This is a genomic window from Fusibacillus kribbianus (genome assembly GCF_030053595.1).
In the GTDB taxonomy this organism is placed as follows: domain Bacteria; phylum Bacillota; class Clostridia; order Lachnospirales; family Lachnospiraceae; genus Lientehia; species Lientehia kribbiana.
Window position 1 is genome coordinate 1 of record NZ_JASGBQ010000017.1, and the last position, 24,352, is coordinate 24,352.

Here is a 24,352-nt window from a genome sequence, read left to right on the forward strand (position 1 = left end):
AGCTCTAGCTTTTCCTTTTATCCCGTTTACTTTACTTAAAGGTGATGCTTTCGCATCTGTTCTCTGAAACTTCTTTTTTAGAATTTTCAGGGGTTGGAATATACTGTTCAGTTATCAAGGTTCGTTTTTGTTGCATTAGCGACAACTTCTATATCTTAGCACAGTCATCACATTTTGTCAACAACTTTTTGAAGATTTTTTTCACCGTTTTTCGCGGTGGAACTTTACTATATCATGTGCATTCTTTTTTGTCAATATGTTTTTTAAAAAACTGCAAAAAAATAACGACACATGATGATGGAAAAAGGAGCGGAGAAAGAGGGATTTGAACCCTCGCGCCGGTTGCCCGACCTACACCCTTAGCAGGGGCGCCTCTTCGGCCTCTTGAGTATTTCTCCGAACTTTACTTTCCATATGTTACGCCACATGACGCATAGGTAATTATACTAAATCACTTTTCCATTGTCAATCACTTTTTATAATCTTTTATCGCGGTTTCATACAAATTATGACCTTCGCTGTCGATGACTACAATGGCAGGAAAATCTTTTACCGTCAGTCTGCGGATGGCTTCTGTTCCCAGATCATCATAAGCCAGCACCTCTGCCGAAGTGATACATTTGGAGAGAAGCGCTCCTGCTCCTCCCACTGCTGCAAAATAAACCGCCCCGTTTCTCACAATGGCATCAATGACTGCCTGGGAACGCTTTCCCTTTCCGATCATTCCCTTAAGTCCCATATCAAGAAGTGTCGGTGCATATTTATCCATACGGCTGGCCGTGGTGGGACCTGCGGAACCGATCACCTGGCCTTCTCTTGCGGGAGAAGGCCCCATATAATAGATTACATTATCTGCCACGGAAAGGGGAAGCTCCTTCCCCTTTTTCACAGCTTCGTACATTCTTTTATGAGCTGCATCCCTGGCCGTATAAATGGTTCCGGAAATATAGACATAATCTCCGGCCTTTAATTTTTTTGCTTCATCCCCCGAAAAAGGAACGGTAATATGCTGATTCATAAGTCTGCCCCCTTTATCCGATGACTCTCGTCACATGACGGTTCACATGGCAGCAGATATTGACAGCCACCGGAAGTCCCGCGATATGAGTCGCATAAGTTTCAATATTTACCGCAAAGGCAGTTACTCTTCCTCCAAGACCGCCGGGACCGATTCCCAGACTGTTGATCTTTTCCAGGAGCTCCTCCTCCATTTCCTTCACATAAGAGATGTTGGAATGGGTGAGCGCATTTCTTGTAAGGGCTTTCTTTGCCAGAAATGCACATTTTTCAAAGGTTCCGCCGATTCCAACCCCCACGATCATGGGAGGACAGGCATTGGGACCAGCATCCTTCACTGCCGTCAGCACTGCTTCCTTCACACCTTCGATACCGTCAGCCGGTTTCAGCATGAAGACACGGCTCATATTTTCGCTGCCGAATCCTTTCGGAGCCACTGTGATCTCAATCTTATCGCCGGGCACCATCTCATAATGGATGACTGCGGGAGTATTATCCTTCGTATTTTCACGGATCAGCGGGTCTCCCACCACCGATTTCCGTAAAAAACCTTCCACATATCCACGGCGAACGCCTTCATTGACCGCGTTTTCCACAAAATCCCCCTGGATATGCACATCCTGTCCTATTTTCAGGAACACGACTGCCATGCCGGTATCCTGGCAGATGGGGATCTGCTCTTCACCGGCAATGGCAAGATTTTCCTTAAGCTGATTCAGAATCTGTTTTCCAAGGGGAGCCTCCTCCCTTTCCAGAGAAGCTGCAAAAACTTCCTGCATATCGGCAGAAAGGTGAAGATTCGCCTCGATACACATTTCCTTTACGGCATTTACGATTTCATCTGAATGAATGATATTCATAAAGAAATTGCTCCTTCTTTAATTCCCTTCCGGCAGCTCCAGAGTCAGCTGTTCGTTTTCTTCTTTTTTCTCTTCGTCGGCGTTATTGGGATTTTCCCGAACCTTCGCTATGCTTGCCACGGAAATATCCTTATCGTCAATGTTGATCAGCTTCACACCGGAGGTGATTCGTCCGAGGATGGAAATATCCTCCACATTGATACGGATAATGATTCCCTCTGTGGTAATGATCATGATCTCCTGATCGGGCTTAACCACCTTGGCGCCTACGATTGCACCTGTCTTATTGTTGATCTTGTAGCACTTCACGCCTTTGCCGCCGCGAAGCTGAGGGGTAAACTCTTCCAGAAGCGTTCTCTTGCCCATGCCGTTTTCCGACACAATGAGAAGCGCCTCTCCCTGAGTATCCATCTGCATGCCCACAACCTCATCATTTTTGGAAAGCTTCATGCCGATCACACCCATGGAAGCGCGGCCGGTGGGTCTTACATCCTTTTCATGGAACCGGATACACTGTCCTTCCTTGGTGACAAGGATAATATCCTTCTGATCGTTGGTAGATTTTACCTCGATCAGCTCGTCATCCTCCCGCAGGTTGATCGCCTGAAGGCCGGATTTTCTGATATTTTCATATTCAGTGATGGCAGTCTTCTTCACCATGCCGTTTTTGGTGGCCATAAACAGATACCGGCCGGGCTCATATGTGCGGATGGGAATGATGGCCGTTACCTTTTCACCGGGCAGAAGCTGCAAAAGGTTTACGATTGCTGTTCCTCTGGCCGTCCGTCCGGCTTCCGGAATCTCGTAGGCCTTGAGCCGGTAGACCTTTCCTTTGTTGGTAAAGAACATCAGGTAATGGTGGGTGCTGGTCATGAGAAGATCTTCAATGTAATCCTCCTCAATGGTCTGCATTCCCTTGATTCCCTTTCCGCCTCTGTGCTGAGCCTTGAAATTATTCTCGGACATTCTCTTGATGTAACCGAGATTTGTCATGGCAATAATGGTATTCTCATCAGCGATCAGATCCTCCATGGACATATCGCTTTCGTCAAAGCCGATGGTGGTTCTTCTGTCATCTCCGTATTTTGCGGAAATAATGAGAATCTCTTCCCGGATCACGGCAAGGAGCTTCTTCTCATCAGCCAGGATTGCCTTCAGCTCTGCAATGCGGATCTGAAGCTCTTTATATTCATTCTCGATCTTCTCCCGCTCCAAGCCGGTCAGAGCACGCAGACGCATATCTACGATGGCCTGAGCCTGAGCGTCGGAAAGACCGAATCTCTCCATCAGATTCTGTTTTGCATCCTGCGTATTTTTGGAAGCCCGGATGATGCGGATCACTTCATCGATGTTGTCCAGGGCGATGAGCAGACCTTCCAGGATATGAGCCCGCTCCTCCGCCTTATTCAGATCGTATTTTGTTCTTCTGGTAACGACCTCCTCCTGATGGAGAAGGTAAACCTTCAGCATCTCCAGAAGATTCATGACCTTCGGCTCATTGTTTACAAGAGCCAGCATGATCACACCGAAGCTGTCCTGCAGCTGGGTATGCTTAAACAGCTGATTTAAAATAATCGTCGGGTTTACATCACGGCGAAGCTCGATGCAGATGCGCATACCGCTTCTGTCGGACTCATCCCGAAGATCGGTAATGCCGTCAATTTTTTTATCTCGGACAAGCTCGGCAATTTTTTCGATCAGCCTTGCCTTGTTGACCATATAGGGAAGCTCCGTCACAACAATGCGGTGCTTTCCGTTTGCCATGGGTTCAATATCTGTAACAGCACGGACACGAATCTTTCCGCGGCCGGTCCGATAAGCGTCTTCAATTCCTGTTTTTCCGAGAATCTGTGCTCCGGTCGGGAAATCGGGACCCTTTACAATATCAAGGATCTCATCGATATCGGTATCCCGATCCTCCATGATCCTGTTGTCAATGATCTTTACTACCGCATCGATCACCTCACGAAGGTTGTGAGGCGGAATGTTGGTAGCCATACCTACGGCAATACCGGAGGTTCCGTTGACTAAAAGATTTGGAAATCTGGAAGGCAGTACCGAAGGCTCCTTTTCCGTATCGTCAAAGTTGGGAACAAAGTCCACCGTATCCTTGTTGATATCAGCCAGCATCTCCATGGAGATCTTGCTCAAACGGGCCTCCGTGTAACGCATGGCTGCTGCGCCGTCGCCGTCAACGGAGCCGAAGTTTCCATGGCCGTCCACCAGAGTATAACGCATGGACCATTCCTGAGCCATATTGACAAGAGCTCCGTAAATGGAACTGTCACCGTGGGGATGATATTTTCCCATGGTATCTCCGACAATACGGGCACATTTTCTGTGAGGCTTGTCGGGACCGTTGTTAAGCTCAATCATGGCATAGAGGACACGCCGCTGAACCGGCTTCAGTCCGTCCCTTGCATCGGGCAGGGCACGGGCCGCGATGACACTCATGGCATAATCGATATAAGATTTTTCCATGGTCTTCTGCAGGTCGACCTCATGGATTTTATCGAAAATCGTGTTATCCATCGTTTCTTCCTCCATTTATTCTAAATATCCAGCTCTCCGTATTTTGCGTTGAGCTCAATGAATTCCCGGCGGGGTTCCACCTTATCTCCCATCAGGGTCGTAAAGGTGAGATCAAGCTCCGAGGAAGTCTCCTCATCCATAGTTACCTTGAGGAGAACTCTTCTCTCCGGATCCATGGTCGTCTCCCAGAGCTGTTCCGGATCCATTTCACCCAGACCTTTGTACCGCTGGATCTTGTTGCTGTTGTCGCGGCCGATCTCCTTTAAAATCTGGTTCAACTCATTGTCATCATAGGCATACCAAACCTTTTTATTCCGCTCTATCTTGTAAAGAGGCGGCTGCGCCAGATACACATACCCCTGCTTGATAAGCTCCGGCATGAACCGGTAGATAAAGGTCAGAAGCAGTGTATTGATATGGGCGCCGTCCACGTCGGCATCAGTCATAAGGATGATCTTATGATACCTCAGCTTGGAAATATCAAAATCATCATGAATTCCGGTACCAAAGGCTGTTATCATGGCCTTGATCTCCGCGTTGGCATAGATCTTGTCAAGACGTGCCTTTTCCACATTGAGAATCTTTCCGCGAAGTGGAAGAATCGCCTGAGTATTCCTCGACCTGGCCGTCTTTGCGGAGCCGCCGGCGGAATCTCCCTCTACGATGTAGATCTCACAGTTTTCCGGATTCTTGTCGGAGCAGTCTGCCAGCTTGCCGGGAAGGGCTGCGCTCTCAAGGGCCGTCTTTCTTCTTGTCAGATCCCTTGCCTTTCTTGCTGCTGCTCTTGCTCTCTGAGCCACAATGGACTTCTCACAGATCACCTTGGCCACAGCAGGATTCTGCTCCAGGAAATAGGTGAGCTGCTCACTTACCACGCTGTCCACTGCATTTTTTGCTTCGCTGTTTCCAAGCTTCTGCTTTGTCTGTCCCTCAAACTGAGGATCGCTGATCTTAACACTGATGATGGCTGTCATTCCTTCACGGATATCCTCACCGGACAGATTGGACTCCTTCTCCTTTAAGAGTCCGTTCTTTCTTGCATAATCGTTGAAGGTCTTGGTGAGGGCATTCCGAAAACCGGTCACATGGGTACCGCCCTCCGGCGTATTAATGTTATTGACAAAGCTGTAGGAGCTTTCCGTATAGGAATCATTGTGCTGCATGGCAATCTCGACAGCCACACCGTCAACAGTTCCCTCACAGTAGATGATCCCAGGGTAAAGTGCCTCCTTGCTTTTATTGAGATACTGGACAAATTCCTTGATTCCTCCGGTATAATGGAATTCCCGCTTCTGTTCCTTGCCCTCTCTCTTATCTTCGAGAGTAATCTTGATTCCTTTCGTGAGAAAAGCCATCTCCCTGAGACGCTGTTTCAGGATATCATAATCATAAACAGTCTCCTCAAAGATCGTGCCGTCCGGCTTAAAGGTGACTGTGGAACCGTGTCTGGATTTTCTGCAGGTTCCGACGATCTCCAGTTTAGAAACCGTATCACCCTTTTCATATCTCTGCTTATACACATTTCCATCCCGGTAAATGGTAACCTCCAGCCAGTCGGAAAGAGCATTTACCACCGAGGCGCCTACGCCGTGAAGTCCGCCGGATACCTTATAGGCCCCGCCTCCGAATTTTCCGCCGGCATGCAGCTGGGTAAAAATAACCTCTACGGCCGGGATTTTCATTTCCGGATGCTCATCTACCGGCATTCCACGTCCGTTATCTACAACAGTAATAGAGTTATCCTGATTAATCGTCACTTCGATCGTGTCGCAGAAGCCTGCCAGTGCCTCGTCGACGGAATTGTCCACAATCTCGTATACCAGATGATGAAGGCCTCTGGCCGAAGTGCTGCCGATATACATACCGGGTCTTTTCCTTACGGCTTCCAGTCCTTTTAACACCTGGATTTGTTCTGCGCCATAATCAAATTCGGAACTCATAAGTCTCCTCCTCAAATTTTTTCTTTTTCACACACAATACTGCCGTTCACCACTTTGAAAACCTGATTAATAGAAAAATGATTATTAACAAAATCATCCAGACCGGTACAGGTTATGATGGTCTGAATATTTTTAATACTTTCCAGAAGATGATTCTGTCTTCCGCCATCCAGCTCAGAAAGGACATCGTCAAGAAGCAAAATGGGCGTATCCCTGATTTCTCTCCTGATCATTTCAATTTCCGATAGCTTCAGAGACAGCGCAGCGCTTCTCTGCTGTCCCTGGGAACCATATTTCCGGATGTCGATCCCATTGACCAGAAACATAATATCATCTCTGTGGGGACCTCTTGTGGAAACTTTATTTCTGATATCCTTTTCTTTGACCTCAGAAAGCACGGTCTCAAACAACTCCGGATCCGTGTCCGGCTCATAGGATATTTCCAGCCTCTCCCGGCCGCCGGTCAGCCTTTCGTGGATTCCCCGGATCAGTTCATTGAGCTCCTCAAGAAATTTCTTCCGGATCTTCATGAGCTCCTGTCCGTATTTCACCAGCTGCATATCCCACACAGGAAGAGTATCCTCGTATTCCGGCCGGAAAGGAAGATCCTTTAAAAGCCGGTTTCTCTGGGCCAGTATCTTATTATAGCCCACAAGCTGCGCCGTATAAACTTTATCCAGCTGACAAAGCTCCATATCCAGAAAACGCCGTCTCTCAGCCGGTCCGTTTTTGATAATGTTGAGATCCTCCGGTGAAAAAAAGACCACATTAATATTACCAAAAAGCTCGCTTGCTTTCCTGATCGGTATCCCGCCGATGGCAATTCCCTTCGCCTTATTCTTTTTCAGGTGCATGTCAATGCGGGTCTCAACTCCTTTTTTATCCACCAGAAGCTTAATGTGTGATTCTTCGTCGTTGAAATGAATGATTTCTCTGTCCTTGCTTCCCCGATGAGATTTGGATGTGGCGCACACATAAATCGATTCCAGGATATTTGTTTTTCCCTGAGCATTGTCCCCGTAAAGGATATTTGTTCCGGAATCAAATTCAATATGCAGTTTTTCATAATTCCGGTAATTTTTAAGCTCCAGGGATTTTACAAACATGCCTGCACCATTAATTTTCTATTTTGATCAATTTTCCTTCAAACTCAAAGATATCTCCGCCGTACAGCTTTTTGCCCCGCTGAAGGCAGATTTCTCCGTTTACCTTTACTTTTCCGTCCTGGATCACAAGCTTGGCCTCCACACCGGAATCCACCAGGCGCGCAAGCTTCATGGCCTGTCCCAGTTTGATAAATTCATCTCTTATCGCAATCGTTTCCATAGCTTCTCCTTAAATATTGACAGGAAGAATCAGATAAATATAGCTTCCCTCGCTGTCCTTGATAAAGCAGGGAGCCTTGGAATTCACCATATAGATATCCACAGTCTCATCGTCGATTACCCTGAGGGCGTCGATCAGAAATCTGGGATTGAAACCGATGGTAATATCCTTGCCTTCCTTGCGGATCATGATATCCTCCTTCAGGGAACCGATGGCAGAACGGATCGCCACCTCCATTCCCATTTCGGTAACGGTTAGGATAATGGGTTTTTTATCACTTTCCCGGATCAGAAGGACTGCACGCTCAATGGCATTTAAAAATTCCTGCTTATTCAGAGACATTTTTGTCTCGTAATCGTTGGAAAGCATCTGATCCACATTGAAGTATTGACCTTCAATGAGTCTTGAAACCACAATGGTATCATCAAATTCAAAAAGAATATGATTGTTGGTGAAATAGATCAGAACCTCTTTCTCCGCATCTCCGGACAGAATCTTGCTCACTTCATTGAGGGTTTTCCCGGGAACGATCACCTTCTCATCCTCGTAATGATCCTTTAACTGTACCTTCCGGATGGAAATACGGTGTCCGTCCAGGGAAATGACCCGCAGGAAATCATTCTTTACCTCGAAAAGCTCACCGGTCATCTGCTTGTTGTTTTCATTGGCAGCGATGGAAAAAATGGTCTGCCGGATGATCTCTTTCAGAGTAAACTGGGAAACACTGATGTAATGATTCCTCTCGATGTAAGGGAGATAGGAAAATTCATCTCCCGGCTTTCCTGCAATTTTGAAATTGGACTTTTCACAGTTAATGGTCACATTCAGACTGTCATCCGTCTCGATCCAGACCTCGCTGTCAGGAAGCTTCCGGATGATTTCAGAAAAGAGCTTTGCATCAATGGCAATTTTCCCCTGTTCCAGAATGTTTCCTTTTACTTTTGTCTCGATTCCAAGCTCCATATCGTTGGCTGTCAGCTTGATCTCCTCATCGGAGGCGTCAACGAGGATACATTCCAGAATCGGCATGGTGGTCCGGGAGGGAACCGCCTTCATAACGATGTTTATGGCATTCAAAAGAGTTGATTTTTCAAATGAGAGTTTCATGTTGTGCATAACTCCTTTCGCGTAGAAATACAGATATATATTAAATGATTCAGTAGCAGTAGTAGTAGGCGTTGTGGATTTGTTGATAAGTGGCTTGAAGGCCCTTAATCAAAGGGTTTAAGCTATGGATAACTTTGTGGACAGGTTCTTGATTTTCTGTGGATAAGGGTTATTTTTTCCACAGCCTGAAAGAAAAATTTTTTTATCCACAAATCATCCACAGGATATCCACATGGTTTTCCACATATTAATTAAGAAGGATTCAGCTTCTTTTTTAAAATTTCGATGGTATTCTGCATGCCCTCATCCACTTCTAGAAGGTTCTGGATCTTCCTGATACCGCTCATAACAGTACTGTGGTCCTTGCCGCCGAGAAAAGCACCGACTGCCTGGAGGGAAAGGCCTCCCACAAAGCGGATCAGATACATGGATACCTGTCTCGGAAGAACGATTTCCTTATTTCTTCTGGTGGAAATGATATCCTCGGGTGTACATTTATAATGGTCAGCCACTACCTTCAGGATAAATTCCGGAGTAATGGCTTTTTTCTGGTCAGGAGAGAAGAAATCCTTTAGGGCTTCCTCCGCCAGTTCCATATTGATCTCTTTATTGTCGAGCCTGGAGAGGGCAATAACCTTGGTGAGCGCTCCCTCCAGTTCACGGATATTGGATTTAATGTTGGTGGCAATGTATTTGATGACTTCATTGTCGATGTTGTAGCCTTCCATATCCTCCTTCTTCCGGAGAATTGCCATTCTGGTCTCGTAGTCGGGAGACTGAATGTCAACGGTGAGGCCCCATTCAAACCGGGAAACAAGTCTGTCCTCCAGGGTCTTAAAATCTCTGGGAGGCCGGTCGCTGGAAATAATGATCTGTTTTTTCGCCTCGTGAAGGGTATTAAAGGTATGGAAGATCTCCTCCTGGGTACTTTCCTTTCCTATTATAAACTGGATATCGTCCACAAGGAGGACATCATTATTTCTGTATTTTTCACGAAACTGGGTGGCGGTTGCCTGGTTTTTGTTTCGGATGGCGTCGATCAGCTCGTTGGTGAACTTTTCCGAGGTCACATACATGATCTTTTTTGTCGGATCGTTTTTCAAAATAAAATTGGCAATGGAATGCATCAGATGAGTCTTTCCAAGGCCGACACCGCCGTAAATAAAAAGAGGGTTATAGATCTCGGCGGGGGACTCGGCCACAGCCAGGGCTGCTGCATGAGCCATTTTATTGTTGGATCCAACAACAAAGGTATCAAAGGTGTATTTCGGATTTAGGTTTGCACTCTGCATAATGCCGAGAAGGGAGGAATCCGCTGCTTCCTGAACAGGAGCTGTCTGTGGATTCAGATTCTCGGCCTGATTTTTAGAGTAGAAATTGACCGTACACTTGAAACCCGTCACTTCCTCAATGGAAATGCTGAGGATGAAGGAATATTTCTTCTTAATGAAATTCAGTCCTATGGATTCAATGTTGGGGTCTGTTATGACAATATTTACGATATGATTGTCCTCGTCGACAGATTCCACCTGAAGGGGTTTTAACCAAGTGTCATAGACAACGGGAGCCAGATCATAGTTTTCTCTCATCAGCTGTAAAATTTTTTCCCAGTTTTCCTGTATTTTCTGAAGCATTTTTTTGTCTCCTGAACAAAAGATCATTTGTGGATAAGTCCCGCTTCGGAATAAAGCGCAAAATAATCCATATACTCTTATATTCTATAACAGATTGAGAAAATTTTCAACGAGAATATTGTGGATAACTTTTATACACAGTAAAAACCCTGATAAAATGGGCTTTTTATATAGTTATAAACAGGAAATCAACAAGAAAACCACATGGTTATCCACAAGTAATCCACAATTTGTGGATAAACTGTTGATAACTATGTGGAAAGCATGTGTATAAGCTGTGTATAACTTTTTTCTTAAAAATAAGCTTGACGGAATACTCATCCTTGCATATAATTGAAATGATGTTTTATTTTACGCAAATTTGAGAAAAAGGAGGTGTCCGTATTATGAAAATGACATTTCAGCCTAAGAAAAGATCCCATGCAAAGGTTCACGGCTTCCGTGCAAGAATGAGCAGCAAAGGCGGAAGAAAGGTGCTGGCCGCCAGAAGAGCAAAGGGAAGAAAGAAATTATCCGCGTAGGCCGCAGCTTTGTGGCCTTTTGTTTTCTCTTCATATGAAACAGGTAATAGTATGCAAAAATTTCATTCGCTTACGAATAACAGGGACTTTCAGTCCGTTTACCGAACAGGGAAATCCCTTGCAAATCAGTATCTTGTCATGTATGTGAAAAAAAGAGACGATGAAGAAGAAAACAGAGTAGGGATTTCCGTCAGCAAAAAAGTCGGAAACAGTGTGGTGAGACACAGGCTCAAACGTCTCATCCGGGAAAGCTATCGTTTAAACTGCGGACAGGCAGCGAGAGGCTTTGATTTGGTGATTATTGCCAGAGAAAAAAGTAATGGAAAAACATACCAGGAAATAGAGGGAGCCCTTTTAAGCCTTTTAAAAAATCATCATCTTATTTGAGTGTGGGAAAGCCATGATGAAAAAGCTGTTGATTGGAATGATACGTTTTTATCGGAAGTATCTGTCGGGTCTGAAAACAAGGACCCGCTGCATGTATACTCCGACATGTTCTCAGTATGCCATCGAGGCGCTGGAGAAATATGGAGCATTAAAGGGCTCATTTCTGGCAATAAAAAGAATCTTGAGATGCAATCCTTTTGCAAAGGGAGGGTATGACCCGGTTCCCTGATTTGGAGGTCAGAACATTGGATTTTCTATTATTGACAAAAAGCACGACATTTATTATAGGGCCCATTGCCACACTTCTGGGTTACATCATGGATGGGATTTACAGGATCGGCGTTCATAATGTGGCCTGGTGTATTATTATCTTTACTGTTATTGTTAATATCCTTCTGCTGCCGCTCACCATTAAGCAGCAGAAATTTATGAAGCTCAATTCCATTATGCAGCCGGAGCTTATGGCGATCCAGAAGAAGTATAAGGACAAAAAGGATCAGGCTTCTGTGCAGAAGGCTCAGCTTGAGCAGCAGGCCGTTTATGACAAGTATGGTGCAACGCCTACCGGCGGCTGTATGACTACTTTTATCCAGCTTCCCATTCTGTTTGCACTCTATCAGGTTATATACCGGATCCCTGCTTACATTACCGGAATTAAGGACATGCTGATGAATGTGGTCACTCCTGTGATGCAGCAGCCGGATTATATCAATAAGATCGCGGAGCTGGCTGAGGCCAACAAGCTTCCCATTGACAAGATCGATTATACAGTTGCAGACAAGCTGGTGGATCTGTTTGGTAAGTTCAATGAGGCTGCCTGGGAACAGTTAAAGGGAATTTTCCCTGCACTGGAAAATGTGATCACACAGAGCTCTCAGGAGTTTCTGAAGGTCAATTCCTTCCTTGGAGGCCTGAATCTTACTGAGGCGCCCGGCTTCAAGTTCTCCATTGCTCTCATTATCCCCATTCTGGCCGGTCTGACCCAGTGGCTCAGCGTCAAGACCATGGGAAACAATCAGACTCAGAGCGATGATATGCCAGGTGCAGGCGCCATGAAGTCCATGAATACCATTATGCCGATCATGTCCGTGTTCTTCTGTATCACCTTCCCCATCGGTATCGGTATTTACTGGGTGGCCAGCAGTACGGCACGTATGCTGATGCAGATCGGCATCAACCAGTATATGAAGAAGATTGATGTGGATGACATGATCAAGAAAAACATTGAGAAGCGCAATAAAAAGCGTGAGAAAAAGGGACTTCCGCCCATCAATGCCAACGCTACGATCAAGAGTGCCAACAAGGCTGCAGAGGCAGCTGCAAGGAAGAAGGAGCTGGAGGAGGAGCGCGCAAAGAAGCCTCTGACCAATTCCACAGAGTATTACAAACAAAAGAGTGAAAATATGGGAACCATCGCTTCCAGAGCCCGTATGGTACAGGACTATGAGGAGAAGAAGGGGAAAAAGAAATAAAGGAGGCTGCTGTCATGAGTGATTATATCGAAATATCGGCAAAGACTGTTGATGATGCGGTAACAAAGGCTTTGATTCAGCTGGAAACGACCAGTGACAAGCTGGAGTATGTAGTGATTGAAAAAGGCAGCACAGGAATTCTGGGTATATTCAACAGCAAGCCTGCTGTGATCAAGGCCCGGAAGATCATGACCGTATGCGATGTGGCAGAAGAATTTCTTCTTAAGGTATTCGAAACTATGAATATGACAGTTACCGTTTCCTGCGTCATGGATGAGGAAGAGGGATGTCTGAATATCGATCTGAGCGGCGATGATATGGGCGTTCTCATTGGAAAAAGAGGACAGACTCTGGATTCCCTTCAGTATCTGGTAAGCCTGATCGTAAATAAGGATCGGGAAGAATATCTGAGAGTGAAGCTGGATACGGAAAATTACAGGGAAAGAAGAAAGGCAACCCTTGAGAGCCTGGCGAAGAACATTGCAGCGAAGGTGAAGAGAACAAAACGTCCTGTTTCCCTGGAGCCGATGAATCCTTATGAAAGAAGAATCATTCATTCCGCTCTCCAGAATGACAAATATGTTGTGACCAGGAGCGACGGAGAGGAGCCTTACCGTCATGTGATCGTTTCCCTCAAGAGGGAAAACAGAAGAGACCGTTATGACAGGTATGAAAAGAGAGCTCCCAGAGAGCGTCAGAATTATCGGGCATAGGAATAATGGAAATGATAAAAGGGGTTGCGCAAGGGATTGTGTCAGCCCCTTTTCTGAATACAAAACAGATTTCTCTGAGGTCATATAAAACAGGAGTTTAAGTATGAGTGTAACAAATCAAGTCACGGAGACCATTGCTGCTGTTTCCACAGCCATGACAAATTCCGGTATCGGAATTGTACGGATAAGCGGAAATGAGGCTCTGGATGTTCTTTCGGCCATGTTCCGTCCGGCAAAAAAGGAACGGAAGGTGAAGGAGATCGAAAGCCATACAGTCACCTATGGTCATATTTATGACGGAGATACCATGATCGATGAGGTTCTTGTCATTTATATGAAAGGGCCTCACAGCTATACAGCGGAGGACACTGTGGAGATCGACTGCCACGGCGGTGTGCTGGTAGTGAAGAGGGTGCTGGAGACAGCCCTGAAAAACGGAGCCAGGCCGGCTGAGGCAGGAGAATTTACAAAGAGGGCTTTTTTAAACGGGCGGCTGGATCTTTCCCAGGCGGAAGCAGTCATGGAACTGATCGATTCCAAAAATGAATATGCAAGAAAAAACTCCTTAAAACAGCTGAAGGGATCTGTCTCTGAAAAAATCGGCGCTCTCAGAAAAACGATCATCTATGAAATTGCTTATATTGAGTCCGCTCTGGATGATCCTGAGCATATTTCTCTGGACGGATACGGGGATCATCTTTTTGACGTTGTGAAAAAAGTGAAGGATGAGATCGATGGATTGGCTGCTTCGGCGGATAACGGAAGGCTTCTCTCAGAAGGAATCAAGACGGTTATTTTGGGAAAGCCCAATGCGGGAAAGTCTTCGGTTTTAAATCTTCTTCTCGGTGAGGAGCGGGCAATTGTGACAGATGTGGCCGGAACGACGAGGGATACTCTGGAGGAGCATCTCAATCTGAACGGGATCAGTCTGAATCTGATGGATACGGCAGGTATTCGGAATACAGAGGATATTGTAGAAAAAATCGGGGTGGAACGGGCTTTGAACCACGCAGAGGATGCAGATTTGATTCTGTATGTGGTAGATTCCTCGGTGGCGCTTACCGCGGAAGATGAAACGATCATGGACATGATAAAGGATAAGCAGGCAATCATCCTTTTGAATAAGTCGGATCTTGCTCCCGTTGTTGACGGAGCATATCTGGAAGAAAGGACAAAGAAGCAGGTGATATCCTTTTCTGCCACAAGGGAGTTTGGACTTTCGGAGCTTTCCGATGCCATCTCCGGCCTGTTTTTTTCCGGTTCCCTTGCATTCAATGACGAGGTTTATATTACCGGGGCCAGACAGAAAAATGCTTTTTTGAAGGCTTCCGATAGTCTCAGACAGGTCCTGTCTTCCATTGAGGCAGGAATGCCGGAGGATTTTTATTCCATTGATCTGACTGACGCCTATGAAGCTCTCGGTTCCATTACCGGTGAATCCGTGGGAGAAGACCTGATCAACGAGATATTCAGCAAGTTTTGTATGGGAAAATAGAGAATTTCCCGGACTGCAGTCGTTGCAGCCTGAGAAATTTGATGTGGAGGAAAGTATGTCAGATAAGGTGTTACGAGAAGAATACGATGTGGTGGTGGTAGGCGCTGGCCATGCGGGCTGCGAAGCAGCACTCGCCTGTGCCAGACTGGGTCTTGAGACCATCATGTTTACCGTTAGCGTGGACAGTATTGCACTGATGCCCTGCAATCCAAATATCGGAGGAAGCTCCAAGGGACATCTGGTAAGAGAACTTGATGCGTTGGGCGGTGAAATGGGAAAAAACATAGATAAGACCTTCATTCAGTCCAAAATGCTGAATCAGTCAAAAGGGCCTGCCGTTCATTCTCTTCGGGCCCAGGCAGATAAACAGAATTATACGAGACAGATGAGAAATACCCTGGAAAACACAGATCATCTGACGATCCGTCAGGCGGAGGTCTCTGAGATCATCGTGGAGAATGGAAAACTGACTGGTATAAAGACGGTATCAGGGGCAGAATATTCCTGCAAGGCGGCAGTTCTTGCCACAGGCGTGTATCTAAGGGCAAGATGTATTTTTGGCAATGTCAGCAATCCCACAGGACCGAACGGACTTCAGGCTGCCACCCATCTTACGGATTCTCTGAAGGCAAACGGGATCACCATGTACCGGTTCAAGACAGGAACACCTGCCAGAGTTGATAAACGAAGCATTGATTTTTCAAAGATGGAGGAGCAGTTCGGAGATGAGCGGATCATCCCCTTTTCGTTTACCACAGATCCTGAATCGATCCAGAGGGAACAGGTCTCCTGTTGGCTGACCTATACAAATGAAGAGACTCACCGGATCATCCGGGAGAATCTGGACCGCTCTCCCCTCTTTTCCGGTTTTATTGAGGGAACCGGCCCCCGCTACTGTCCTTCCATAGAGGATAAGGTGGTAAAATTTGCTGATAAAAACCGTCATCAGGTATTTATTGAGCCGGAGGGAGAGTATACAAACGAAATGTATCTGGGTGGTATGTCCAGCTCTCTTCCCGAGGATGTTCAATATGCCATGTACCGGACAGTTCCCGGTCTGGAGCATGTAAAGATCGTCCGCAATGCCTATGCCATCGAATATGACTGTATCGATGCAAGGCAGCTCTATCCGACTTTGGAGTTTCGAAAAATCGAAGGCCTTTTCAGCGGCGGCCAGTTTAACGGAAGCTCCGGATATGAGGAGGCGGCAGCCCAGGGACTTATGGCCGGAATCAATGCCGCCAGAAAGGCAAAGGGACTGGAAGGAATCGTCCTTGACCGTTCCCAGGCATATATCGGTGTACTGATCGATGATCTTGTGACTAAGGAGAGTCATGAGCCTTACCGGATGATGACCTCAAGAGCAGAATATCGTCTTTTGCTCCGGCAGGACAATGCAGATCTTCGCCTCTCGGAGATCGGTCATGAGATCGGTCTGATCGATGATGAACGCTATGAAGCAGTTCTCAGGAAAAAAGAAGAGATCGGGAAGGAAATCTGTCGTCTGGAGCATACGACCGTAGGTGGAACAGAAAAAGTCCAGAAATTTCTGGAGACTCACGGCAGTACGCTTCTGAAAAACGGAATCACTCTGGCAGAGCTGGTGAAGAGGCCGGAGCTTTCCTATGAGGCAGTCGGCGAGATCGATCCGGACCGCCCTGCTCTCTCACCACAAGTCTGCGAGCAGGTGGACATTAATTTAAAGTATGAAGGTTACATTAAGCGTCAGGAAAATCAGGTAAAGCAGTTTAAGAAGCTGGAGGGAAAGAAGCTTCCGCAGGAACTTGATTATATGCAGATTAAGGGACTCAGGAAGGAAGCAATGCAGAAGCTTGATCAGTTAAAACCGGTGAATATTGGTCAGGCTTCCAGAATATCCGGCGTTTCTCCGGCAGATATCTCCGTGCTTCTTGTATATCTGGAACAGCTCAGGGCAAAAACCAGGGAAGAAAAAAAGCAGACAAATCAGCCTGTCTGATGCAGAGAGGGAAAGAAAATGGGTTCAGGTTCAGAATATATCAAGCAGAGATTTGCAGAGGAAGGCATAGCAGTCACCGACAGACAGGCGGCTTCTTTTGAACGCTACTATGAGCTTTTGGTGGAAACAAACAAGGTGATGAATCTCACTGCTGTCACAGAATTTAAAGAGGTGGTAGGCCGTCATTTTGTGGACAGTGCACTGATCACAAAGTATTATGATTTTTCTTCTGTGAATAAAATGATCGATATGGGAACGGGTGCTGGATTTCCAGGCATTCCCCTGAAGATCCTTTATCCACATTTATCTGTTACTCTGCTGGATTCTTTGCGCAAAAGAGTGGATTTTTTGCGGAATGTTGTGGATAACCTGGGATTAAAGCAGGTAACAGCGGTCCACGGCCGTGCGGAGGACTTTGGAAGAGATCCGGAATATCGGGAAGCATACGATTTGTGCGTTTCCAGAGCTGTGGCAAATCTTTCCACGCTTTCTGAATATTGTCTTCCCTTTGTTCAGGTGGGAGGTTTCTTTATTTCTTACAAATCGGGAACAGTGGATGAGGAGCTGGAACAGGCAAAGCCAGCCATAAAGATGCTTGGCTCCAAAACAAAAAAGGTGGAAAAATTCTTCCTTGAGGATGCGGGAAGAAGTATGATTCTTATTGAAAAGAAGGAGAAGCTGTCAGGCAGATATCCGAGGAAAGCCGGCCTGCCCTCAAAACAGCCTCTGAAATAAGAAATGATTCAAAAAATGTACGATTTACAGGATAAATTAAATATCCTGTAAATCGTACATTTATGCTTTATACTGCAAGAAAGTCTTCCATCAGCTTTGCTGTTTCTTCCGGACGCTCCAGCTGCGGAAGGTGTGCACATTCCTTTAAGATCTCTGATTCTATAGCAGGATTCAATGCGCTATATTCCGATATGATTTCTGAAATATTCTTTTCATATTCCCCGCCGATAATAAAAAGACTATTGTCAATTTTCCTGAGAGCGTGGGAAATACTTAACCTTGTATAATTCCCCTTTATACTGGAATAAAGAGCCCTGGCAACGGAATCTCCCAGATGAGATGATTCATGATATACGGAAATGACCTTGGGATCAATTTCACAAGGATTGGCAAAATTGACGGTCAGGAATTTTTCTGTAATGCTTTTTTTACTGTTTGCGATATTGTAGATCAGAGTGCCAATGACAGGCAGATCGATGAGAAACTTGTATGCCTTCACATATTGATTGGGAGTCTGGCCACATTGCAGCATGGAATCCGGATTGATCATAAGGATACGGTCAAACAGTTCTGCATTGTTGTTACAGGTAGTTATTACAAGGGGGCAGGAGCTTCCACTCACTGCCACATCGGTTCGATGGCCGATGACAGATTTGATAAAATCAGTCAGAAGCTGAACATACAGAAAATTGGTGTAAGTAATATTCGGCTTTTGAGAGCGTCCACAGCCAAGCAAATCGATGGTATACACCGTGTGGGATTTAGAAAGCTCTTTGATGACTCTGCTCCATTCATATCCGGATGATGCAGTCTGAAGATCATGGATCAGAAGAAGAGGCTTCCCCTCTCCCGACTTCGTGTAATAAACATCACCAAATCTCCAGTTATACACACAGAACTTTTCCTGGTCAAGAAGCTTTCCTGAGATGGCTTTCATAAATAGGGACTTATTGATAGCGGCAATCACACCGGCAGTTGCTGCACTTAAAAGAATTCCTTTTGCAAAATGACTTTTCTTACTCATAACGGACTCCTCATAATGTGTGAGAGTGAATGAGGTTGCTTCTATATTATAGTATATTCTAACAGAAGATACAAGAAGAGGAAATCTTAAAAAGTGATTAACATAAATGTTTCACGTGAAACAATGTAGATTTATGTCTGAGCAATGTTTCACGTGAAACATCGTGAATCTATCCTATAATCATGTGAAATACATTACCGTCAGACTTCTGAATGTTTCACGTGAAACAAAATTATGAAAGAATTAATAATATTTCTATGGCAATGCCATTTGGATGATGTTATAATAAAAAAGAATTGTAGAAAGGACTTTTGCTTATGGGAAGAATTATAGCTATCGCCAACCAAAAGGGCGGTGTCGGAAAAACAACTACAGCCATTAATCTTTCAGCTTGTCTTGCCGAAGCAGGTAAAAAGGTATTGACCATTGACCTGGATCCACAGGGAAATACTACCAGTGGTTTGGGAGTAAACAAAAATGAGCAGGAAAAGACTACATATGAGCTTCTCATCGGGCAGAATTCCATCGAGGAGTGTTTATTGAAGGAAGTCCTTCCCGGACTCGATGTGCTTCCGTCCAATGTGAATCTTTCAGGCGCAGAAATTGAGCTGATCGGCATTCGGCAGAAGGAATTTATTTTAAAGAAAGAAATTGATAAAGTACGGGATAATTATGATTTTGTTATCATTGACTGTCCTCCATCCTTAAATATGCTGACAGTCAATGCCATGACGACGGCAGATACGGTTCTCGTTCCAATCCAGTGCGAATATTATGCACTGGAGGGATTGTCTCAGCTGATCCATACGATCAATCTTGTAAAGCAGCGTCTGAATCCAAACCTGGAACTGGAGGGGGTTGTCTTTACCATGTACGATGCAAGGACAAATTTGTCGCTCCAGGTAGTGGAAAATGTCAAGAGCAATCTGAAAAACACTGTATATAAAACAATTATTCCAAGGAATGTGAGACTGGCAGAGGCGCCCAGCCATGGAATGCCCATCACGCTCTATGATTCAAGGTCTGCCGGTGCAGAAAGCTATCGTCTGCTGGCAGAAGAAGTGATCCAAAGAGATGAGGAGAGTGGACAGCAGTAAACGCAATTGTTTGAATGACAGAGGAAAGGAAAAACAATATGGCGCGAGTGAAGAAAAGTGGTTTGGGGAAGGGATTGGATTCGCTGATACCCATGGGACTGGAGCTGGAATTGACGGAGAAACCGATCAGTACACCTGGAAAAACCGTTGAGAATCCGACCGAAACAGACGAAAAGAGACAGCCGGTCTTTTTAAAAGTCAGCCTGATCGAGCCGAACAGAGATCAGCCGAGAAAACAGTTTGATGAGGAGGCTTTGGCTGAACTCGCAGAGTCTGTAAAGAGATATGGAATTCTTCAGCCTCTTCTGGTTCAGAAAAAAGGAGATTATTATGAGATCATTGCAGGCGAAAGACGCTGGAGAGCTGCAAAGCTGGCCAAGCTGAAAGAAGTGCCGGTGATCATTAAGGATTATACTCCACAGGAAATTATGGAGATCTCTTTGATTGAGAATATTCAGAGAGAAGATCTGAATCCCATCGAGGAAGCTTCTGCATATCAGAGACTGATCGATGAGTTTCATCTGAAGCATGAGGAAATTGCAGCAAGAGTTTCCAAGAGTCGGACTGCCATTACGAACTCCATGCGGCTGCTGAAACTGGACAAGAGAGTACAGCTGATGCTGATCGAGGGAGAGATATCCGGAGGGCACGCCAGAGCTTTGCTTTCCCTTGAAGACAAAGAAATGCAGTATGTGGCGGCGGAACGGATCATTGAGCATAAGCTCAGCGTCCGGGAGACAGAAAAGCTGGTAAAATCCCTGCTTAAGCCGAAGACTGCGGAAAAACCGGCATCCCAGGATGCAGGTGCAGATCTCGTTTACAGAGAGATCGAGGGAAAAATAAGGGAAATACTGGGAACGAAAGTAAGCATTAATAGAAAAGATGAAAATCGTGGAAAAATAGAAATAGAATATTATTCTATGGAAGAGCTGGAACGGCTTATGGATTTATTCGGAAATTTAAAAGGATAAGAATCTGCATCAGGAGGAAAGACAATGGACAGCAGCATTTTGAATAATTTGGGATTTGATCCGGTATTTATCATACTGGGACTGGTTGTATTGGTGGCGATTCTGGCGATTCTGGTGATCGTCCTGATCGCTAAAACATCCAGGCTGGCAAAAAAATACGATAGATTTATGCGGGGACGGGATGCAGAATCTCTGGAAGATGTGTTTGCACAGGCTTTTGATGACATTCATGCGCTTCAGGCAGAGGAAAGGGCGACAAAAGATGCTCTGAAGGTCGTCAACAAGGTTCTGCTCAAATCCTTTCACAAGACAGGCCTTGTGAAATATGACGCCTTCCCCGGTATGGGAGGAAAGTCAAGCTTTGCACTGGCTCTCATGTCTCAGAATAAAAGCGGCTATATTCTCAACGCTGTACACAGCCGCGATACCTGCTATGTGTATGTGAAGGAAATTATCAAGGGAGAGACCGATGCTCCTCTTGGAAGAGAAGAGGAGAAGGCAGTGAGAATCGCTCTCGGTCTTGAAAAGCCGGAACCCTGGTCATAAAAAGTTTGGAAAATAATTAAAACGAGCTATCAGAGGGAGTGTTGTTCAATGTCCTGAAATCAGAATGATTTCGTGGCAGGGCAGCACTCCTTCATTTTATTTTCAAACTCTGTTAAAAATATATCATATAAATATTGACAAAGAATTAACACAGTGCTATAATCCGAATAAATTGTTAATAAGTTATCAAACAAGGCGACCATTGATCGGAAGTGAGATATATCATTTCCACAGCTTCAAGGAGGAAAAGCATGGACAGAAAAGAGAGACAGGAAAGGAACACACAGGAAACGGAAATGGCCATGGTCATTGACAATGTGGAGAAACTCCGGGAGAAAATGGACAGAATGCAAAAGGCCCAGAGAAAATTTGCTTCCTACACCCAGGAGCAGGTGGACCGGATCTTTTATGAGGCTGCCATGGCGGCCAATCACCAGAGGGTTCCCCTTGCAAAAATGGCTGTGGCAGAAACCGGAATGGGAGTTGTGGAAGATAAGGTCATCAAAAACCACTATGCGGCTGAATATATTTATAATAAATACAGAAACGAGAAAACCTGCGGAGTTCTCGAGGAGGACAAAGCCTTTGGATATAAGAGGATCGCTGAACCCATCGGTCTCATTGCAGCGGTGATTCCCACCACGAATCCTACGTCCACTGCGATCTTTAAGACGCTGATTGCGCTGAAAACCAGAAATGCAATCATCATTTCTCCCCATCCCCGGGCAAAAGAATGTACCATTGCGGCAGCTAAAATCGTTCTTGAAGCGGCAGTGAAGGCGGGCGCCCCGGAGGAGATCATCGGATGGATCGATGTGCCGTCTCTGGAGCTGACCAACGAGGTCATGAAGGAGGCAGATATCATTCTGGCTACCGGAGGCCCCGGAATGGTGAAGGCAGCGTATTCCTCCGGAAAACCGGCCCTTGGCGTAGGTCCCGGAAATACTCCGGCGATCATCGACGATACGGCAGATATTCTGATGGCAGTCAATTCCGTTATCCATTCCAAAACCTTTGACAACGGTATGATCTGCGCATCGGAGCAGTCGGTGATTGTTCTGGAGAAAATTTATAAGGAAGTGCGGGCTGAATTCAGACGGAGGAAATGTTACTTTTTAAATAGGGAAGAAACAGAGAGGCTGCGGGGAATCATCCTCACAGAGGCGGGAACGGTCAATGCGAAGATCGTGGGACAGCCGGCATCGGTGATCGCCGGGATGGCAGGCATTGATGTTCCTTCAGATACAAAGATCCTTATCGGCGAGGTGGATTCGGTGGATGTGACTGAGCCCTTTGCCCACGAAAAGCTTTCTCCTGTTCTTGCCATGTATAAAGCAAAGGATTTCGACGATGCGGTGGCGAAGGCCGAGCGGCTGGTGGCAGACGGCGGATACGGACACACTTCCGTGCTTTATGTAAATACGGCCACCGAAGATGGAAAAAAGAAAATGGAGAAGCATCAGGCAGTTATGAAGACCTGCCGGATCCTTGTGAATACGCCTTCTTCCCAGGGCGGGATCGGTGACATCTACAATTTCCGCCTGACACCCTCCCTGACCCTCGGATGCGGCTCCTGGGGAGGCAACTCGGTATCGGAGAACGTAGGAGTGAGACAGTTGATCAACATTAAGACCGTTGCCGAAAGGAGAGAAAATATGCTGTGGCTCAGGACGCCGGAAAAGATCTACTTTAAAAGGGGCTGTATGCCGGTGGCTCTTGATGAGCTGGGTACGGTTATGAATAAAAAACGGGCCTTCATCGTGACTGACACCTTCCTTTATAAGAACGGTTACACAAAGCCCATCACCGATAAGCTTGATGAGATGGGAATCGTATACACCTGCTTCTACGATGTGGAGCCGGATCCCAAGTTGAAGTGTGCCAAAGCGGGAGCAGAGCTTATGAGAAGCTTTGAGCCGGATACGATCATCGCCCTGGGCGGCGGTTCCGCCATGGACGCGGCGAAGATCATGTGGGTCATGTATGAACATCCCGAGGTGGATTTCATGGATATGGCTATGGATTTCATGGATATCCGGAAGAGAGTCTACACCTTCCCCAGGATGGGAGAGAAGGCATATTTTGTGGCGATCCCCACCTCCGCCGGAACCGGTTCCGAGGTAACGCCCTTTGCCATCATTACCGACGAGAAAACAGGTAAGAAATGGCCTCTTGCGGATTATCAGCTGCTTCCCAATATGGCCATTGTGGATGCGGACAATATGATGAATATGCCGAAGGGACTGACCAGCGCGTCCGGTATTGACGTTATGACCCATGCACTGGAGGCTTATGTCTCTGTGATGGCTTCCGACTATACTGACGGCCTCGCCCTTAAAGCCATCAAAAATGTGTTCACCTATCTGCCCCGCGCTTATGAATACGGAGCGGCGGATGCCGAGGCCAGAGAGAAGATGGCCGACGCTTCCTGCATGGCCGGCCTTGCCTTTGCCAATGCGTTCCTGGGTGTAAACCACTCCCTGGCCCATAAGCTGGGAGCCTTCCATCATCTGCCCCACGGCGTAGCCAACGCGCTGGTGCTGACTTATGTGATCCGCTACAACTCGGAGGAGGCGCCTGCAAAGATGGGAACCTTCCCCCAGTACAAATATCCACATGCCTTCGAGCGTTATGTGGAGGCGGCCAGATTCGCGGGAATTACAGGAAAAGATGACCATGAGGTATTTGAGAACTTCATAAAGGCGCTGGAGGATTTAAAGGAGAAGATCGGAATTAAAAAGAGCATTAAGGATTACGGAATCTCCGAAGAGGACTTTATGGCGACTCTGGACGAGATGGTGGAACAGGCCTTCGATGACCAGTGCACCGGAGCCAATCCCAGATATCCGCTGATGAGTGAGCTGAAGGAGATTTATCTGAAGGCTTATTACGGAAAATAAAAAAGCCTGCTGCTTTGTCAGAAGATCAGGCGGGCTTTCAGGCGGGAGGCTTCCCTTTACAGGGAGGTCTCCTTTTTATCAGCGTCGGTGAACAGGG

The 24,352-nt window shown here is 46.1% G+C and carries 21 protein-coding genes and 1 tRNA gene; 12 read left to right on the forward strand and 10 right to left on the reverse strand.

Annotated features, from left to right (window positions below):
• Positions 1-310: 310 nt before the first annotated feature.
• The 9 genes from QJ036_RS09365 to dnaA all read right to left on the reverse strand — a co-directional run bounded on the left by QJ036_RS09365 (position 311) and on the right by dnaA (position 10,416).
• A tRNA-Ser gene (locus tag QJ036_RS09365) sits at positions 311-398 on the reverse strand.
• 71 nt (positions 399-469) lie between these two features.
• Positions 470-1,018 carry a Fe-S-containing hydro-lyase gene (locus QJ036_RS09370; protein WP_283231132.1) on the reverse strand — a complete coding sequence of 183 codons (549 nt, stop codon included), beginning with the start codon at positions 1,016-1,018 and terminating at the stop codon, positions 470-472.
• Positions 1,019-1,031: 13 nt separating this feature from the next.
• Complete coding sequence (locus QJ036_RS09375) at positions 1,032-1,877, reverse strand: fumarate hydratase (RefSeq protein WP_283231133.1); 846 nt, start codon at positions 1,875-1,877, stop codon at positions 1,032-1,034.
• Between the two features lie 18 nt (positions 1,878-1,895).
• Entirely contained in the window at positions 1,896-4,409 is a 2,514-nt protein-coding gene (gene gyrA, locus QJ036_RS09380) for a DNA gyrase subunit A (protein ID WP_283231134.1), read from the reverse strand.
• A gap of 20 nt (positions 4,410-4,429) precedes the next feature.
• Positions 4,430-6,349 (reverse strand): DNA topoisomerase (ATP-hydrolyzing) subunit B, encoded by a 1,920-nt coding sequence (gyrB, locus tag QJ036_RS09385; RefSeq protein ID WP_283231135.1) that lies wholly within the window; start codon positions 6,347-6,349, stop codon positions 4,430-4,432.
• Positions 6,350-6,360: 11 nt separating this feature from the next.
• Positions 6,361-7,455, reverse strand: coding sequence for a DNA replication/repair protein RecF (gene recF, locus QJ036_RS09390; RefSeq protein ID WP_283231136.1), 1,095 nt, complete (start codon positions 7,453-7,455; stop codon positions 6,361-6,363).
• 10 nt (positions 7,456-7,465) lie between these two features.
• A complete protein-coding gene (locus QJ036_RS09395) occupies positions 7,466-7,675 on the reverse strand; it encodes an RNA-binding S4 domain-containing protein (protein WP_283231137.1) in 210 nt (69 codons plus the stop codon).
• A gap of 9 nt (positions 7,676-7,684) precedes the next feature.
• Positions 7,685-8,782 carry a DNA polymerase III subunit beta gene (gene dnaN / locus QJ036_RS09400; protein WP_283231138.1) on the reverse strand — a complete coding sequence of 366 codons (1,098 nt, stop codon included), beginning with the start codon at positions 8,780-8,782 and terminating at the stop codon, positions 7,685-7,687.
• Between the two features lie 251 nt (positions 8,783-9,033).
• On the reverse strand, positions 9,034-10,416 hold the full coding sequence (gene dnaA / locus QJ036_RS09405; protein ID WP_283231139.1) for a chromosomal replication initiator protein DnaA: 1,383 nt from the start codon (positions 10,414-10,416) through the stop codon (positions 9,034-9,036).
• A 386-nt stretch (positions 10,417-10,802) separates the two neighbouring features.
• Here dnaA and rpmH point away from each other — a divergent pair, with 386 nt between their 5' ends.
• The 8 genes from rpmH (at position 10,803) to rsmG (ending at position 17,717) form a co-directional block, all read left to right on the forward strand.
• Positions 10,803-10,937: a 50S ribosomal protein L34 gene (gene rpmH, locus QJ036_RS09410; protein WP_283231140.1), complete on the forward strand. Its 135-nt coding sequence runs from the start codon at positions 10,803-10,805 to the stop codon at positions 10,935-10,937.
• Positions 10,938-10,988: 51 nt separating this feature from the next.
• Positions 10,989-11,324, forward strand: a complete 336-nt coding sequence (gene rnpA, locus QJ036_RS09415) for a ribonuclease P protein component (RefSeq protein ID WP_283231141.1) — start codon at positions 10,989-10,991, stop codon at positions 11,322-11,324.
• A 16-nt stretch (positions 11,325-11,340) separates the two neighbouring features.
• Positions 11,341-11,553, forward strand: coding sequence for a membrane protein insertion efficiency factor YidD (gene yidD / locus QJ036_RS09420; protein WP_283231185.1), 213 nt, complete (start codon positions 11,341-11,343; stop codon positions 11,551-11,553).
• 16 nt (positions 11,554-11,569) lie between these two features.
• Positions 11,570-12,796 (forward strand): YidC/Oxa1 family membrane protein insertase, encoded by a 1,227-nt coding sequence (locus QJ036_RS09425; RefSeq protein ID WP_283231142.1) that lies wholly within the window; start codon positions 11,570-11,572, stop codon positions 12,794-12,796.
• 14 nt (positions 12,797-12,810) lie between these two features.
• Positions 12,811-13,509, forward strand: coding sequence for an RNA-binding cell elongation regulator Jag/EloR (gene jag, locus QJ036_RS09430; protein ID WP_283231143.1), 699 nt, complete (start codon positions 12,811-12,813; stop codon positions 13,507-13,509).
• A gap of 103 nt (positions 13,510-13,612) precedes the next feature.
• Complete coding sequence (gene mnmE, locus QJ036_RS09435; RefSeq protein ID WP_283231144.1) at positions 13,613-15,004, forward strand: tRNA uridine-5-carboxymethylaminomethyl(34) synthesis GTPase MnmE; 1,392 nt, start codon at positions 13,613-13,615, stop codon at positions 15,002-15,004.
• A 55-nt stretch (positions 15,005-15,059) separates the two neighbouring features.
• On the forward strand, positions 15,060-16,982 hold the full coding sequence (gene mnmG / locus QJ036_RS09440) for a tRNA uridine-5-carboxymethylaminomethyl(34) synthesis enzyme MnmG (RefSeq protein WP_283231145.1): 1,923 nt from the start codon (positions 15,060-15,062) through the stop codon (positions 16,980-16,982).
• An 18-nt stretch (positions 16,983-17,000) separates the two neighbouring features.
• Entirely contained in the window at positions 17,001-17,717 is a 717-nt protein-coding gene (gene rsmG / locus QJ036_RS09445; RefSeq protein ID WP_283231146.1) for a 16S rRNA (guanine(527)-N(7))-methyltransferase RsmG, read from the forward strand.
• Positions 17,718-17,784: 67 nt separating this feature from the next.
• Here rsmG and QJ036_RS09450 read toward each other — a convergent pair whose 3' ends face one another.
• Entirely contained in the window at positions 17,785-18,741 is a 957-nt protein-coding gene (locus tag QJ036_RS09450; RefSeq protein WP_283231147.1) for an alpha/beta fold hydrolase, read from the reverse strand.
• Positions 18,742-19,058: 317 nt separating this feature from the next.
• On the opposite strand from QJ036_RS09450, the gene QJ036_RS09455 reads away from it, so the two are divergent.
• The 4 genes from QJ036_RS09455 to adhE all read left to right on the forward strand — a co-directional run bounded on the left by QJ036_RS09455 (position 19,059) and on the right by adhE (position 24,255).
• Positions 19,059-19,838: a ParA family protein gene (locus tag QJ036_RS09455; protein ID WP_283231148.1), complete on the forward strand. Its 780-nt coding sequence runs from the start codon at positions 19,059-19,061 to the stop codon at positions 19,836-19,838.
• A gap of 38 nt (positions 19,839-19,876) precedes the next feature.
• Positions 19,877-20,809 carry a ParB/RepB/Spo0J family partition protein gene (locus tag QJ036_RS09460; RefSeq protein WP_283231149.1) on the forward strand — a complete coding sequence of 311 codons (933 nt, stop codon included), beginning with the start codon at positions 19,877-19,879 and terminating at the stop codon, positions 20,807-20,809.
• A gap of 24 nt (positions 20,810-20,833) precedes the next feature.
• On the forward strand, positions 20,834-21,355 hold the full coding sequence (locus QJ036_RS09465) for a DUF4446 family protein (protein WP_283231150.1): 522 nt from the start codon (positions 20,834-20,836) through the stop codon (positions 21,353-21,355).
• A gap of 251 nt (positions 21,356-21,606) precedes the next feature.
• Positions 21,607-24,255, forward strand: a complete 2,649-nt coding sequence (gene adhE / locus QJ036_RS09470; RefSeq protein WP_283231151.1) for a bifunctional acetaldehyde-CoA/alcohol dehydrogenase — start codon at positions 21,607-21,609, stop codon at positions 24,253-24,255.
• Positions 24,256-24,352 lie beyond the last annotated feature (97 nt).

Excerpts from the sequence above, each read along its gene's own strand:
- QJ036_RS09370 (WP_283231132.1), bottom strand. The coding sequence starts at position 1,018 with ATGAATCAGCATATTACCGTTCCTTTTTCGGGGGATGAAGCAAAAAAA.
- QJ036_RS09375 (WP_283231133.1), bottom strand. The coding sequence starts at position 1,877 with ATGAATATCATTCATTCAGATGAAATCGTAAATGCCGTAAAGGAAATG.
- gyrA (WP_283231134.1), bottom strand. The coding sequence starts at position 4,409 with ATGGATAACACGATTTTCGATAAAATCCATGAGGTCGACCTGCAGAAG.
- gyrB (WP_283231135.1), bottom strand. The coding sequence starts at position 6,349 with ATGAGTTCCGAATTTGATTATGGCGCAGAACAAATCCAGGTGTTAAAA.
- recF (WP_283231136.1), bottom strand. The coding sequence starts at position 7,455 with ATGTTTGTAAAATCCCTGGAGCTTAAAAATTACCGGAATTATGAAAAA.
- QJ036_RS09395 (WP_283231137.1), bottom strand. The coding sequence starts at position 7,675 with ATGGAAACGATTGCGATAAGAGATGAATTTATCAAACTGGGACAGGCC.
- dnaN (WP_283231138.1), bottom strand. The coding sequence starts at position 8,782 with ATGAAACTCTCATTTGAAAAATCAACTCTTTTGAATGCCATAAACATC.
- dnaA (WP_283231139.1), bottom strand. The coding sequence starts at position 10,416 with ATGCTTCAGAAAATACAGGAAAACTGGGAAAAAATTTTACAGCTGATG.
- rpmH (WP_283231140.1), top strand. The coding sequence starts at position 10,803 with ATGAAAATGACATTTCAGCCTAAGAAAAGATCCCATGCAAAGGTTCAC.
- rnpA (WP_283231141.1), top strand. The coding sequence starts at position 10,989 with ATGCAAAAATTTCATTCGCTTACGAATAACAGGGACTTTCAGTCCGTT.
- yidD (WP_283231185.1), top strand. The coding sequence starts at position 11,341 with ATGAAAAAGCTGTTGATTGGAATGATACGTTTTTATCGGAAGTATCTG.
- jag (WP_283231143.1), top strand. The coding sequence starts at position 12,811 with ATGAGTGATTATATCGAAATATCGGCAAAGACTGTTGATGATGCGGTA.
- mnmE (WP_283231144.1), top strand. The coding sequence starts at position 13,613 with ATGAGTGTAACAAATCAAGTCACGGAGACCATTGCTGCTGTTTCCACA.
- mnmG (WP_283231145.1), top strand. The coding sequence starts at position 15,060 with ATGTCAGATAAGGTGTTACGAGAAGAATACGATGTGGTGGTGGTAGGC.
- rsmG (WP_283231146.1), top strand. The coding sequence starts at position 17,001 with ATGGGTTCAGGTTCAGAATATATCAAGCAGAGATTTGCAGAGGAAGGC.
- QJ036_RS09450 (WP_283231147.1), bottom strand. The coding sequence starts at position 18,741 with ATGAGTAAGAAAAGTCATTTTGCAAAAGGAATTCTTTTAAGTGCAGCA.
- QJ036_RS09455 (WP_283231148.1), top strand. The coding sequence starts at position 19,059 with ATGGGAAGAATTATAGCTATCGCCAACCAAAAGGGCGGTGTCGGAAAA.
- QJ036_RS09460 (WP_283231149.1), top strand. The coding sequence starts at position 19,877 with ATGGCGCGAGTGAAGAAAAGTGGTTTGGGGAAGGGATTGGATTCGCTG.
- QJ036_RS09465 (WP_283231150.1), top strand. The coding sequence starts at position 20,834 with ATGGACAGCAGCATTTTGAATAATTTGGGATTTGATCCGGTATTTATC.
- adhE (WP_283231151.1), top strand. The coding sequence starts at position 21,607 with ATGGACAGAAAAGAGAGACAGGAAAGGAACACACAGGAAACGGAAATG.